Source organism: Fusobacterium perfoetens (genome assembly GCF_021531595.1).
Classification (GTDB): Bacteria; Fusobacteriota; Fusobacteriia; order Fusobacteriales; family Fusobacteriaceae; genus Fusobacterium_B.
The window spans coordinates 83,191-97,742 of sequence record NZ_JADYUD010000005.1 but is presented as its reverse complement, the minus strand read 5'-3'; the positions used below and the strand labels follow the sequence as shown (position 1 = coordinate 97,742).

Annotated in this window: 13 protein-coding genes and 1 other RNA gene; all 14 read right to left on the bottom strand. The window is 27.9% G+C overall.

Annotated elements, in window-relative coordinates; all coding sequences use genetic code 11:
• Positions 1–2: 2 nt before the first annotated feature.
• The 14 genes from I6E17_RS04205 to I6E17_RS04140 all read right to left on the bottom strand — a co-directional run bounded on the left by I6E17_RS04205 (position 3) and on the right by I6E17_RS04140 (position 14,533).
• Positions 3–647 carry an acetyltransferase gene (locus tag I6E17_RS04205; RefSeq protein WP_235235789.1) on the bottom strand — a complete coding sequence of 215 codons (645 nt, stop codon included), beginning with the start codon at positions 645–647 and terminating at the stop codon, positions 3–5.
• A gap of 58 nt (positions 648–705) precedes the next feature.
• Positions 706–981: a hypothetical protein gene (locus tag I6E17_RS04200; RefSeq protein WP_235235788.1), complete on the bottom strand. Its 276-nt coding sequence runs from the start codon at positions 979–981 to the stop codon at positions 706–708.
• Entirely contained in the window at positions 960–1,370 is a 411-nt protein-coding gene (locus I6E17_RS09985; RefSeq protein ID WP_235235787.1) for a hypothetical protein, read from the bottom strand. Before I6E17_RS09985 ends, I6E17_RS04200 begins: the two co-directional genes overlap by 22 nt.
• Entirely contained in the window at positions 1,367–1,975 is a 609-nt protein-coding gene (locus tag I6E17_RS04190) for a sugar transferase (RefSeq protein WP_235235786.1), read from the bottom strand. Before I6E17_RS04190 ends, I6E17_RS09985 begins: the two co-directional genes overlap by 4 nt.
• A 2-nt stretch (positions 1,976–1,977) precedes the next feature.
• Entirely contained in the window at positions 1,978–3,231 is a 1,254-nt protein-coding gene (locus I6E17_RS04185; protein ID WP_235235784.1) for a DegT/DnrJ/EryC1/StrS family aminotransferase, read from the bottom strand.
• 143 nt (positions 3,232–3,374) lie between these two features.
• Positions 3,375–4,850, bottom strand: coding sequence for a lipopolysaccharide biosynthesis protein (locus I6E17_RS04180; protein ID WP_235235783.1), 1,476 nt, complete (start codon positions 4,848–4,850; stop codon positions 3,375–3,377).
• Between the two features lie 88 nt (positions 4,851–4,938).
• Positions 4,939–7,083, bottom strand: a complete 2,145-nt coding sequence (locus I6E17_RS04175) for a polysaccharide biosynthesis protein (RefSeq protein ID WP_235235781.1) — start codon at positions 7,081–7,083, stop codon at positions 4,939–4,941.
• A gap of 290 nt (positions 7,084–7,373) precedes the next feature.
• Positions 7,374–8,672 carry an ATP-binding protein gene (locus I6E17_RS04170; protein WP_235235779.1) on the bottom strand — a complete coding sequence of 433 codons (1,299 nt, stop codon included), beginning with the start codon at positions 8,670–8,672 and terminating at the stop codon, positions 7,374–7,376.
• A 243-nt stretch (positions 8,673–8,915) separates the two neighbouring features.
• Positions 8,916–9,265, bottom strand: a transfer-messenger RNA (tmRNA) gene (gene ssrA, locus I6E17_RS04165).
• Between the two features lie 58 nt (positions 9,266–9,323).
• Positions 9,324–9,764: an SsrA-binding protein SmpB gene (gene smpB / locus I6E17_RS04160; RefSeq protein ID WP_176829180.1), complete on the bottom strand. Its 441-nt coding sequence runs from the start codon at positions 9,762–9,764 to the stop codon at positions 9,324–9,326.
• Positions 9,765–10,107: 343 nt separating this feature from the next.
• Entirely contained in the window at positions 10,108–12,237 is a 2,130-nt protein-coding gene (gene rnr, locus I6E17_RS04155; protein ID WP_235235777.1) for a ribonuclease R, read from the bottom strand.
• Entirely contained in the window at positions 12,234–12,803 is a 570-nt protein-coding gene (gene yqeK, locus I6E17_RS04150; protein ID WP_235235774.1) for a bis(5'-nucleosyl)-tetraphosphatase (symmetrical) YqeK, read from the bottom strand. The genes rnr and yqeK overlap by 4 nt, the downstream gene beginning before the upstream one ends.
• A 72-nt stretch (positions 12,804–12,875) precedes the next feature.
• On the bottom strand, positions 12,876–13,496 hold the full coding sequence (locus tag I6E17_RS04145) for a GerMN domain-containing protein (RefSeq protein ID WP_235235772.1): 621 nt from the start codon (positions 13,494–13,496) through the stop codon (positions 12,876–12,878).
• A 14-nt stretch (positions 13,497–13,510) separates the two neighbouring features.
• Positions 13,511–14,533: an N-acetylmuramoyl-L-alanine amidase family protein gene (locus I6E17_RS04140; RefSeq protein ID WP_176829184.1), complete on the bottom strand. Its 1,023-nt coding sequence runs from the start codon at positions 14,531–14,533 to the stop codon at positions 13,511–13,513.
• Between the last annotated feature and the right edge of the window lie 19 nt (positions 14,534–14,552).

Here is a 14,552-nt window from a genome sequence, read left to right as displayed (position 1 = left end):
CTTTAATTTTTCTTTACTATTCTTGCAGGATTTCCTACAACTGTAACATTATTTTCTATATCTCTTATTACAACTGTTCCTGCTCCTACTATTACATTTTCTCCTATTGTTATTCCTTGAATAACTTTGGTTCCTGTTCCTATTGTTGTATATTTTTTTGTTATTGTATTTCCTGAAAGATTTACACTTGGAAGTATAGTTGCATAATCTTCAATAATTGAATCATGTCCCACTGTACAGTCGAGGTTTATTATTACATGATTTCCTATTTCAATATTCACTGTAATAATTGTTCCTGCACAAATAATCGTTCCTTCTCCTATTTTTACTTTTTCAGATATAATTACTGATGGATCTATTAAAGTGGCAAAATGTACATTTGAGTAATCTTTTAATTTTTCAGTAATTTTTTCTTTTATCTTTGCTGAGCCAATAGAAATAACTACATAAACATCTTCACTTAAATTTTTAAGATATTCACAACCACCTAATACTTTGTAGTCATTTTCTATCTTCCCATGTAAAGATTTATTGTCATCAATAAATCCTTGAATATCCCATATTTTTTCTTTTTCATTTATACGATTTATAAGCCATAATACTTCTCTGCCAAATCCACCTGCTCCAATAATATATAATTTTTTCATGCTGCAAACCTCTTTACAGCATTTTTCTTGACTTCTAAATATAATATTTTACTAGGGTTTACCCCCCCCCATTCATTTTTTCTATTTTCATTTCAAGCCTTTCTGCAGGTATTCCTACATATGTTCCTGCCTCATTTATATTTTTTACTACTACTCCACCTGCACCTATCAGACAGTTATCACAAACAAAAACATTATTTTTTACAGCTGCTGAAATTCCAATCCAACTGCATTCTCCTATTGTTACTGTTCCTCCTGTTTTTGCATTAACTGATATATGAGTATAATCTCCTACCCTGTTATCATGCTCTACTATGCAGGAAGTAAAATACAATGCTTTCCTATTTTTGAATAAGAATTTATCACAGCATTAGCCATTACAACCGTTCCTTTTTCTATTTTCACTTCATTTCCTATTACTGCCATAGGATGAATTGCTGTATAGTAATTTAATTCTGAATATTTCTCTGCTATCTTTTTTCTTACCAAGTTATTTCCAACAGCGATAATATATTCATAATTTTTATTTTTAAATTCTTTTATTAAATTTGTATTTCCTAAAACAGGAATATTAAATATTTTTTTGTATTCTAAATCTTGAAAATTATCATCTAAAAAACCAATAATACTAAGTTCTTCTTTTAAAATTTCTTTTCTTTTTAAAATAATATCAGCAACTACTTTTGCATGTCCTCCAGCACCAATAATTACAATATTTTTCACTTTATTTCACCTGTAAATTTTTCCATAGTTGCATTTCCTTCTTGTGATATGCCTTCTTTAACAACTATTTTCTTTATTGTTAAAAAAACTATTTTCATATCTAAAAGGAAATTTAATTTATCTACATATTCAATATCATATTTAAATTTTTCTTCCCATGATATTGCATTTCTTCCATTTACTTGTGCCCAACCTGTTATTCCTGGTCTTACTTCATGTCTTCTTTTTTGTTCATCATTGTATCTTTCAAGATATTCAACTAAAAGTGGTCTAGGACCTATAAGGCTCATATCTCCTTTTAACACATTTATAAATTCAAGTATTTCATCTAAGCTTGTTGCTCTTAAAAGTTTTCCAAATTTTGGAAGCCTTTCTACATCAGAAAGTAGTTTTCCATCTTTATCTTTTGCATCAGTCATACTTCTAAACTTATACATTGTAAATATTTTCCCATTTAATCCTGGTCTTTGTTGTTTAAAAATAACAGGAGAACCTAGTTTTCTTTTTACTAATATTGCTACTACAATGTATAGCCACCAAAAACATAGAATAAATCCTAAAGAACAGATAACATCTAAAATTCTTTTAAAATATTTTCTATACATTTTTATTCCTCAAAACACTTTCTTATTATTTCTATTACAATATCTTGCTCTTCTGGTGTCATTTTATTATCGCTTGGAAGGCATAATCCTCTTTCAAATATATCCATTCCAATATCAAGTGGTCTTCCATCTTTTCCTAACATTCCACCAGAGATATAAGCATTAGTTTTTGCTCTTCCGCTTCCTTCTCTTGTTACAAATCCATTCATTCTATAGATTGGCTGCATATGCATTGGTTTCCAAATCGGTCTTCCTTCAGCATTATATTTTGCAAGAGTTTCCAGTATCTCTGTAGGACATGATTTTCCTTTTTCAGAAATATATAATGCTTCATTTTCTCCACGAACTTGTTTACACATTGCATCTTTATCAATTATCATGCAACTAAGCCAAAAGTTAGGAACTGAATTTATTTCATCAAAAGGATTCATTTTAACAGGAAGTCCTTTAAATCCCTCTTTATATCTTTCATAAATAACTTTTTTCTGCGCTATATGCTCATCAAGATGTGGAAACTGTCCTCTTACAACTCCTGCGATAACATTACTCATTCTATAGTTGTAACCAATCTCTTCATGTTGATACCATGGGGCATTTTCTCTCGCTTGAGTTGACCATTTTCTCACTTTTTCAGCAGCTTCTTTACTGTTTGTAAGAAGCATCCCTCCTGATGAACCTGTTATTATCTTATTTCCATTAAAAGAAATTACATTATAATTTCCAAAAGTTCCTGTTTCTTTTCCTTTGTATGTTGCTCCTAAAGATTCTGCAGCATCTTCAATCAAAGTTGCTCCATGTTTATCACAGATATTTTTAATCTCATCTATTTTTCCTGGAGTTCCATATAAATGAGCGACTACTACAACTTTTATTTCTGGATATAATTCAAATGCTTTTTCTAAAGCAACTGGATCCATATTCCAAGTATCGTATTCTGTATCAATAAATACAGGAATTCCACCTTCGTATACAACAGGGTTTACTGTTGCACAAAATGTCATATCAGAGCAAAATACTTTATCACCTGGTTTAACTCCTGCAAGTTTTACTGCTAAATGTAAAGCTGCTGTTCCTGCAGAAAGAGCCACTGCATATTTACAACCTATTTTTTCACAAGCTAATCTCTCTACTTCATTAATATTTTCTCCAACAGTAGACATCCAATTCGTTTCATAGGCTTCTGTAATATATTTAAGTTCTTCTCCGTGCATAGTAGGAGTGCTAAGCCACACTTTTTTTTCAAAAGGTTTTATCATTTTTATCCCCCTTACAAATTTAAAATTATTAATTACTTTATAATTTTTTTAATTTCATTCATCTTAAAATTCCTTTTTACAAATTTATTTTCTAAGATTTTAAATACTTTAACTTTTGTCTTTTTATTTAATTTTATTAAATCTTAATTAACTTTTAAAGATTTTAAATTTTTTCTAAAATCTCTATTAGTTAAAAATATAATAAATGTAATTATAAAAGTTAAACTTCCTACTATTATTCCTTGTGTTACCCACTCAAAGCAAGAACTAACACTTTTTAAAGAAATAAATTTAAATACAAAGTTACAACTCCATAATGAAAAAATCACTAAAACTAAGTAATTTCCATAAATTCTTATATAATCTTTTATTCCCTTGTTAAAGCATCTTTTAAATACTAAAATTGGTTTATAAGTTAATACTACAATTACATTTGAAGCTATAGTACCTATTATAATTCCATCTAATCCTAGTTTTAATCCCAATACTATTGATACTGTTAAATTTATAACACTTTCTAAAATTGGAGATTTTATATCATCAAAAAAACCTGCTCCTGATTTAAAAATTTCTAAATTTCCTCTAAATAAACTTATCAATAAATTAATGCATATTAATTTTAAAGTAAATTTATTTAAAATTAAATCACTTCCAATCCATAGTTCAACAAATGAATCCATTAATATAAAAGTACAGTAAGCAAAAATTACAGCAATAAAAGAAAATAAAATATTATATTTCTTAAAGCAAATATAAACTTCTTGTTTTGTATGTTCAGCTATGTATTTTCCTATTTTAGGAGATAATACATTTAAAAATATATTTGTTATTGTTGATAGAACTTGGCATACCATCTGATAACTTGCGTATATTCCAACTATTTTCAAATTTACAAATTTTGAAATAAGAATTAAGTCTGTATTAAATACTATTAACTTACCAATCTTATGCCAAAATAAATTTTTTATATCATTTTTTATTCCTTCATATTTTTCTTTTACCTTACTTATATAAGAATATTTTTTTCTATAATGTCTTCTAAAAAACATCCATTGAGTTAATCTATATAAAATCATTAATAAAATATAAATAAAAAATGAGTGGAATCTTATTATACAAAAAATTTGTATAACTCTTAAAACAAATTCACTTATGCCTTGAAGGGTTCTTACATATAAAAACTCTTGATTTGCAGTAAATAAAATTATATATTTTATAAAAAAATAACTTAAAACCGTATTTAATACATATAATATCCAATAAAAATAGATTTTATTTGAAAATTCTGATATCTCTATAAAAAAAGGAATGGCTGGTATACATAAAACTCCTAGCCCAAATAATAAAATTCCTATTTTATTATATATATTTTCTATAGTATTTACAATTATACTTGCCTGCTTATAATTTTTTTCTGCTAATGGTTTATATAATGCAAAAGCTGAAGCTGAGCCAAGTCCCAATTCAACAATATTAAGATAAGCCAATAACTGAGAAAATAACTTCATCATTCCTAAAGTTTCTATTCCCATATAATAAATAAAATATCTATTTTGAACAAATCCCATTAGGCTTAAAGTTATTGTAAATATAAAATTTAATATTATTTCTTTTTTCATTTATATTTAACCTATCCCTTAAAAGATTATTTTTATGTTATTAATTTTAATTTAGAATAAACTTTTTTAATTCTATTTCTCCCTCAATTTATTCATATTTAACTTCTTTATAAGACACAACAAGTTGTTTCATAACTTTTTTAATCTCATCAATATTTGGATTTTTTATACATTCTTCCAATTTGTCAAAGTATTCAGTTATATCAACTACACCGTCTTCTATTTTTGTAATAAATATTTTTTTATTCTCTGTCTTTATTGCAGAATTTACATCATAAAGAAGCTCTTCAAAAAGTTTTTCTCCAGGTCTAAGTCCTACAATGTCAATTCCTACATTTGCATTAGAAAGTTTTATCATACTCATTGCAAGATCATAAATTTTTACTGGTTTTCCCATATCTAGAATAAATATCTCTCCACCTTTTCCAATTGCTCCAGCTTCTATTACAAGCTGAGCTGCTTCAGGAATAGTCATAAAATATCTTGTTATGTCTTTATGAGTTACTGTAAGATTTTTTCCCTCTGAAATAAGTTTTTTAAATATTGGAATAACTGAACCATTACTTCCTAAAACATTTCCAAATCTTACTGCCATAAATTTTGTATTTTTAGAAACTTTATTCATATGTTCTATTACAAGTTCACAGGCTCTTTTACTTGCTCCCATAAGATTTGTAGGATTAACAGCCTTATCTGTAGAGATAAGAACCATTCTTTCTACACCATATTTATCTGCACACTCTGCAACTTTCTTAGTTCCAAATATATTATTTTTTATAGCTTCTTCTGGGTTATGCTCCATAAGAGGTACATGTTTATGAGCTGCTGCATGGAACACTACATTTGGTTTGTATTTATTAAAAAGAAATTCAAGTTTATCTTTTTCCCTTATATTACATATTTCAGAAACTAAATCTAAATTTGGATATTTTCTTTTAAGTTCCAATGCTAAAAAATATGTATCATTTTCATTTACATCAAGAGTTACAAGTTTTTTAGGATTAAACTTTGCTATCTGTCTTGCAAGTTCAGATCCAATACTTCCAGCTCCTCCTGTAACAAAAATAATTTTTCCTTCAATAAGTCCTCTTATGCTTCCATCGTTTATTACAATCTCATCTCTTCCAAGTAAATCTTCAATTCTTACATCTCTTATTTGTGAAGCAAGAGATTCATTATCTAAAATTTCTGATATAGTTGGAACTGTTTTTATTTTTACTCCATCAAGTTTTTGAACTCTTTCAACAATTTTTCTTATTTCAAGGCTATGAATAGATGGAAGAGCAAGTAAGATATCCTCTATCTTTTCATTTTTTACTATCATTTCAAGACTATCTTTATTTCCTAAGACTTTAATATTATATATTTCACTTCCTATTTTCTTTTCATCATCATCTATAAATCCAATAAGTTCATACGGAAAATATGGATTAGTCATAGATTCTCTTGCAAGAATTGCACCTGCTTCTCCTGCACCATAAATTAAAGTTCTCTTTATATCTTTTGTATTCTTATGAGGTCTTCCATAATATCTTTTAAGTCTGAAAATATATCTTCCAAAAAGCTGCATAGATATTGAAAGAATTATAGTCATCATAAGTGTTGTATCTGGAAAACTATGAACATTACTTATATACATAAAAATAGCAAAAATAATGGCTGTTGCAGTATTTAAAACTAAAATATTTAAAACATCAAGAATATTTGTATAACTCCAGCTTTTTTCACTCATATTTTTATATACATATCCAACAAGAAAAATTCCAAGATATGTTATAATATATTCTATTTTTATATATTCATCCCATACAAAAGAAAACTTAAGAATAAAGGCTAAAATAATTCCAATAATAACACTTAAAGAATCTATAAGGAACTTAATTAAATTTCTCTCATTAAGAAACTTTGGTGCATATCTGTTATTTTTCCCATAAGATAATTTTTTTAATATTCTATATATAATCATTTGAAAAACAGAAAAAACTAAAAATACTGTAAAAATAGAAATATTTTTATAGAAAAAAATAAATATCATAAAGATAATGATATTTATAAAAATAGGATTTTGTTTAGATTTTTTATTAAACTGTAAATTATCAGTGGAATAGTAAAAAAAAGTAAGAACAGCAAAAAGACCATACACAGCTGTATTAACACTAAACCCCATAATTTTAAACATTATTTGATAAACAATAAAAAGTAAAGCTATATAAATAAATGCAAGTTTATCCATTGACTTCTCCCTTAAAGTTTTTTTATTTTTCTTATAACTTTTAAATAAATTAAAAATTCTTTTATAAGTATATTGATTTTTTCATTTTATTATACCATATTTTTATAAATTTTTATTGTTTTTATATTTTTTATTTTTTTCTACCAAAAATATATCATATATAATTCTTTCATCTTTTATTTTTAATAATACAACTGCAATAAAAAATCACCTTATAAAAACTAAACAAAATTTTAGTTTTAAAGATGATTTAATTATTTCTGTTATACTTATAAAAATCTATAAAAAACTTAAATGCAAAATATAGCATATAAAGGAACACTCTTTATTCCATTTTCAAATCCAAAATTCTTGCTTGAAACCTTTATAGCATATTCTGGCTTATATTTCTTTATATAGTTTTCAAGGCTTTTTGCTCTTGTGTTATCTGCTGATTTAACTTCCACAGGAATTATTTTTCCCTCTCTCATTATTATAAAGTCAACCTCTGATGTCCCTTTTGGAGCTTTCCAATAGTATTGAGTATACCCGTTAATATTTAGATGAACATTAACATAATTCTCTGTCATACCACCTTTGAAATCATTAAGTTCTTTAGAAAGATACAAAATATCTTCAGGAACTATTTCTTTCTTAGCGCATAAAAGACCTATATCTGATACATAAATCTTAAATGAATCTACATTCTTATAATTTTCTAAAGGCTTTTGTATATCTTCAAGACCATATATTTTAGAAGTTATTCCAGAAAGAGTAAGCCATTCTATTGCATTTTCAAATTCAGAAGCTCTTCCTCCTGTTTTAACCAATTTATATTGAAATCTTGTGTTCACTTTAGAAAGTTGAACTGTAATGTTATCATAAACAAGTCTTGTTTTTTTAATTTCATTTATTACATTGTATTTACTCATATCGTTAAGATAGCTCAGTAAAATCATATCCTGCGTGTGTCTTATTAAAGTATAGTTCCCTGTTTCTCTGAATTTACTAACACATTCAGGCATTCCACCAACAACTAAATATTTTCTATAATATTCCATTGCAACATCATGTAAAACTGACGGCATAGAGGTATTTTCTTCAAAAGATTTTTTTATAGCTGCTATAAGTTCATCTTCTCCCATTGCCATTAAGAACTCTTCCATATCCATAGGATATAAAGTTTTCATATCAACTTTACCTACAGGAAAAGAAAACTGCTGTCTGTTTACTGCTATTCCTAATAAACTCCCTGCAACTACTATATGATATTCAGGAGCTTGCTCACAAAAATATTTAAGTGAAGTCAAAGCTCTTTCACAAAGTTGTATTTCATCAAAGAATATAAGAGTTTTTTCTTTTATAATAGTTTGATTAGAAAGCCTTGAAAGAATTGGAATCAAGTAATCAGGGTTTATGTTTTCTTCAAAGGTTTCTTTCAACCTTGTATCTGTCTCAAAGTTAAAATATGCCACATTTTCATATTCTTGCTTTCCAAAAGTAAGAACAGAATGAGTTTTGCCCACTTGTCTTGCACCTTGTAAAATAAGAGGCTTTCTATATGGACTTTCTTTCCATTCTTTTAAGTATCTAAAAATTTTTCTATACATGAAAACAACTCCTTTTTTATTTCTATTATATCTTTTTTGGAATAAAATGTAAATTACATATATTAATAAACATTATTTTTTGATAAAATAGTACCTATTTATACATAATTAGTAAAAAAGATAGTTATTCCTTAATATATAAAAAAAGCCACACCTATCACTTGAATATCCTCAAGAAAGGTGTGGTATTTTATTATTATATAGACATTTTTATAATAATTCTTACACAAATATAACTAAAAATGGTGGAGCTGACGGGAATCGAACCCGTGTCCAAAACATAAAGCACCATAAGCTTCTACAAGCTTAGTCTGCGATTAATCTCATACTACCCAACTGCACAGACACAGACAGATAATACCAGTCTTTTTAATTTCCTCAAAACATCAAGACTCTGCTCTGAGTAATCCGTAAATTTGGTTATACCCCTTGGAATTCTCTTAACGGCCTTGAGAAAACCGGAGCAGCTGACTTTATTAAGCAGCTAAAGCGTATTCGTTGTTTCCATCTAAAACGATGAGTTGACCTCTCACAGCGGTCACCCTGACCTGCTGCCTATGACCTTCATGCCCTGTCGAAACCTTTGCAGCCCCAATATTCAATTTTTTATTGCATTATATTATAACACTTCTTTTTTATTTAATCAATATTTTATCTTACTTTCAGCATTCTGTCCATATCTCTCTTCTGGTCTTTTTTAGCAATACTTTCTCTTTTATCATATGTTTTCTTACCTCTTCCCAGAGCTATATCAACTTTTACATATCCTTTTGAAAGATGAACATTAAGAGGAACTATTGTATATCCCTTCTGAGTTACTTTTTCATGGAATTTTTTAATTTCTTTTTTATTAAGAAGAAGTTTTCTTACTCTTTTTTCTTCAGGATTATATACACTTCCATATTCCCAAGGAACTATTGACATTCCCATAATAAAAACTTCCCCATTTATTATTCTTACAAAAGCTTCTTTTATACTTACTTTTCCTGCCTTTGCAGATTTTACTTCGCTCCCTACAAGTTCAATCCCTGCTTCCAGTGTATCTTCTACAAAGTAATCAAAATATGCTTTTTTATTATTTGCTAATATCATGCTTCCTCCATATATATCTTAAAAAGCTTGTTCATTTTCTTTGTACAAACAAAGAAAACGAACCAAAAGAAAATTGCTCTGCTACTAAAAAAATTTCTATTTATTTTGCTCGTTTCATTAAAAATGATAAACTCGGGCTTTGCCCTCAAACATATCATTTTTTAACATTCAACTCACTGCATAAATTACGAAATTTTTTTCAATGCAGGAAAATTATATTTATAATAAAGAGGCTTTGGGAAAGAATTATATTAATGTAAAAAATAAAATTTTATTTTTATAATACTAGCTGTTCTTTCCCAAAAATCACTCCCCTGCCAAGGCTTTTTAATTTTTATCTTTTTTATCTTCTAAGTCCTGTCATAAATTCTTCTGTATAAGGGGCAACTTCTATTTCAAGTTCTGCCATATCAGATCTTACAACTATTACATCAAGTCTGTCCCCAAGGCTATATACAGCACCATTATCTTTATCAGTCATTATATAATTTATTTCATCAAATTCATAGTAGTGAGGTGAATTTGTTACATCCCACATACATTCAACAAGTTCATCTGTCTCAATAAATACTTTTCTGTTAGAAAATCCAGTAATTGTTCCTTTAAATACTTCTCCAACTTTATCAAGCATAAATTCAACAACCTTAATTTTTACACTTTCCTCTTCAGCTTTCATTGCATCTCTTTCTGTTTTAGAAATTGCAAGACAAATTCCTCCAAGAGTTTCTTCAAGTTTTTTAATATATTTTTCTTTAGGGTATCCATGAAGGACTGATCCTAAAATTCTGTGTATCATAAGATCTGAATATCTTCTTATAGGTGAAGTAAAGTGTGTATAATAGCTTGAAGCAAGACCGAAGTGTCCTACATTTTCAGGAGTATATCTTGCTTGTTTAAGTGCCATAAGTATCATTTTATGAACTATAAGGCTTAAACCTTTTTCTTTGGAATCTTCTATTATTGCCTGAAACTTTTTAGGATGAATTCCTTCTGCTGAATGAATTCTATAACCAAATTTTCCTAAAACATCATTAAGAGCTTCTATTCTTTCACTGTCAGGCTTTTCATGTGTTCTGTAAATACTTGGAATCTCTAGCCAGAAAAGTTTCTCTGCAACTGCTTCATTAGCTTCAATCATAAAATCTTCTATTACTTTTTCAGCTTCTCCTCTGTCTCTTCTTCTTAAATATTCAACTTTTTTATTTTCATCAAGAACAACTTGAATTTCAGGAAGCTCAAAGTCAATGCTTCCTCTTTTATATTTTACATCTCTTATAATTTTTGAAAGTTCAAGCATTGTAAAGCACATATCTTTTATGCTTTCATACTCTTTTGTAATTTCTTCGTCTCCCTCAAAAATTTTATTTACATTGTCATAAGTCATACGAAAAGCTGTTTTTATTACAGATTTATATGTATCAGCTGAAACAACTCTTCCTTCAGGAGTTATTTCCATATCACAAGTAAAAGTAAGTTTATCTTCATTGGGATTTAAAGAACATATTCCATTTGAAATTTCTTTTGGAAGCATTGGAAGAACTCTGTCTACAAGATAAACTGAATTCCCTCTCTTAAGTGCTTCTTTATCAAGAGCTGTCCCTTCTTTTATATAGTGACTTACATCAGCAATACTTACTATCAGTCTATAGTTTCCATTTTGAAGCTTTTCTGCATAAACAGCATCATCAAGATCTTTTGCATCTGCTCCGTCTATTGTTATGATAGGAAGATTTCTTAAATCTCTTCTTCCTTGAAGTTCTTCTGAAGAAATTGTTTGACTGATACTTCTTGCTTCTTTCAATACTTCTTCAGGAAATTCAGGATTTAACCCTGTTCTTTTTATAAGGGCTTCTATCATTACATCACTGTCTAAAGGATTTCCAAGTTTTTCTATAATCTTTCCTTCAGGCTTTCTTGTTTTATCTCCCCAGAAATCAATTTTTACAAGAACAAGATCTCCATCTCCTGCCATCTTTAAAAATTTCTTAGGAATATATATATCCTGTCCAAAAGAGTGTGTAGGCACTACAAATCCGAAATCTTTTCTTTTTGAAAGAATTCCTACAACTGTATCCCTTTCTCTTTTAAGAATTTTATAAACTTCTCCCTCTTTTTTTCCTTTTTCAAACTTACTTTCTGTTATTCTTGCAAGAACAGTATCTCCATTAAGTGCTCCATTAAAATCTCTTCTTGGAATAAAAATTCCTTCTGTTTCTGTATCAACAAAGGCAAATTTATTTTTTACAACTGAAAATACCCCTTTTACAATTCCAACATTTTCAGGAGTATTATATCTTCCTTTATTATTTTTTACTATTTCCCCAGCTTCTATCCACGATTCTATAATCTCTCTGTTTTCTTTTTTAAATTTAGGAGACCAGTTCAATAAGCTGTAAATCTCATCAAGAGTTAAAGATTTTTTTCTTTCATTTAAACATTGTTTTAATTTTAATAAATCTTTTTCTATATTCATTTTCTCATCTCCCTTTCTTTTAATAAGCTGTCTCTCATCTTAATTGTATTTATATGTATTATACCACCTTTTTCCTCTAAATATTCTGTTTTTCTGTTAACTTCCATAATAATTCCTGAATCTAAATCTTTAAGAACTTCTGCTCTTATTTCATCTACACAAGGATAATTTCTTCCTTCTTCAACAGCATCTCCTATATATACTATTTTTTCAAGAAGGCTCATATTTTCTCTCCCAATAGTATGATACTTAATAGCATTTAAAATATCTTCATCTTCTATGTTAAATTCTTTTTTAGCAACCATTGCTCCTGCAAATCCATGAAGAATTTCAAGAAGAGTTTCATATCCTTTTATTTCAGGTACATCTTTACACATATCCTTTAAAATTTCAATATTTGTTTCTTTCATATAGTCATGAAGAAGGGCTGCTATCCTTGCTTTTTCTATATTTTCACCATATTTTTCAGCAAGAATCACACACATTTTTTCAACTCCAAGAACATGTTTAAATCTCTTTGCTGATAGCTTTTCTTTTACTTTTTCTCTCAATTTATCTATATTCATTTTCCTTTTACTCCTTTTTTCTAAAAAAAGCTGTTGTATTATTGTAAGAATAAAATACAACAACTTTTATTATTAAATATCTTTTTTATATGTATAATCTTTTAAAAGATTAGCATATTTTACTTTTTCTAAATCAGCATTATTTATAAGAATTCTTACGCTTTCTATTCCATTTATATTAGTAAGAGTATTTACAAAAGAATAGATTATAAGAAGTTCTGATTTAGCATTTTTTACATTATCAAAAATCTTTTCTGGCAAATCCAAATATATTTTTTTATCCGTCACATAATAACTTACATCTTTTAATTCTACTAAAGGCACAGTTCCTGTTTCCTCAAGTTTTTTTACTGTTGCTGTAATTGTTGCTTTTAAAAGTTCATCTTTTGATTTAACTTTTGGAATTAAAATTTCTGTATCTTTAATACTGTTATTTTCAGGATAATATATGTATATTTTATCATTAACTTCTTTAGGAGCTTCATCTGTTCTTGTAAAAACTATTTCAGGAACTTTTGCTCTTGCTTCCATTCTATTGTTTACAAATCCAAGAATAACTACAATTCCCCACATTACTCCCATTATTATATATCTTTTTCTTTTTTTTATGCTCTCTTCCTTTAATTTTTCTTCAGGTGTTTTTTCTATATTATTTTCTGATTTTAAATTTTCTTTTTTCATTTTATTAAACATTCCTGTCTCCCAAATTAATAAAAATATTTTCTCACATGCTCAGCAATCTTTTGAGCCATTATTTTTTGATTTGTTTTATTTGTCATTTTTCTATGATCTTCAGGATTTCTTATAAATCCAAGTTCTATAAGAATACCTGGACTGCTTATTCCTCTTAAAACTGCAAAGTTTGCTCCATGTATTCCTCTGTTTTTCATTCTCATTCTTGCAGAAAGATCTTTATTAAGTCCCTCTGCCAGTTTTATTGATTTTTCTTGATTTTTATTATATGCTATCTGTCCCATTATCTGAACTATACTGTTTGTATCTTCACCATATTTTGCTCCAACACTGTTTTCAAAATCAGCTATTCTTTCAGCATAAGGAGATGATTTTTTAGAAAAATAAAATATTTCCATTCCACTAAGTTTTGAATTTTCAGCAGAGTTTATATGAACACTTATAAAAAGATCTGCTCCAACTCCATTTGAAACTTTGCTTCTGTTTGTAAGAGTTATAAACTCATCACTGTCCCTTGTCATAACAACATTAAAATCTTTTTTAAGTTCATCTCTTAAATATTTTCCAACAGCAAGGGCTATATCCTTTTCTTTCGTTCCATTTATTCCAACAGCTCCAGGATCTTTTCCCCCATGTCCTGGATCAATTACTACAGTATACTGTTTATTCTGAGCATTTTTAGAAAAATCAACTACAACTCTGTTTGGATTTTTTCTTAAAGACACTTTATGAAATATATTCTTTTTAAGAGTTACAAAATATCCACTGGAAGTTCCATAATCAACTCTTTGAACTTTTTCTACATATCTAGGAAGTCCATTTCTTGTACTTTTATCCTTTGATGAAGCATTTCCTATGTCTAAAAAAAGAAGCCTGTTATATTCATCATAATCTGTGGAATAAGCAGGAGCATCTTCACTTAAATCAAATACCATTTGAGGAGGATATTCATTAAATCTTACCTTTTCCACCACTGATCCAAACGAAAAAACTGCTGCTGTAAAAAACAGCAATACAGCAACTATTTTTTTGTACATTTTCTGTTTCCTCCTGACT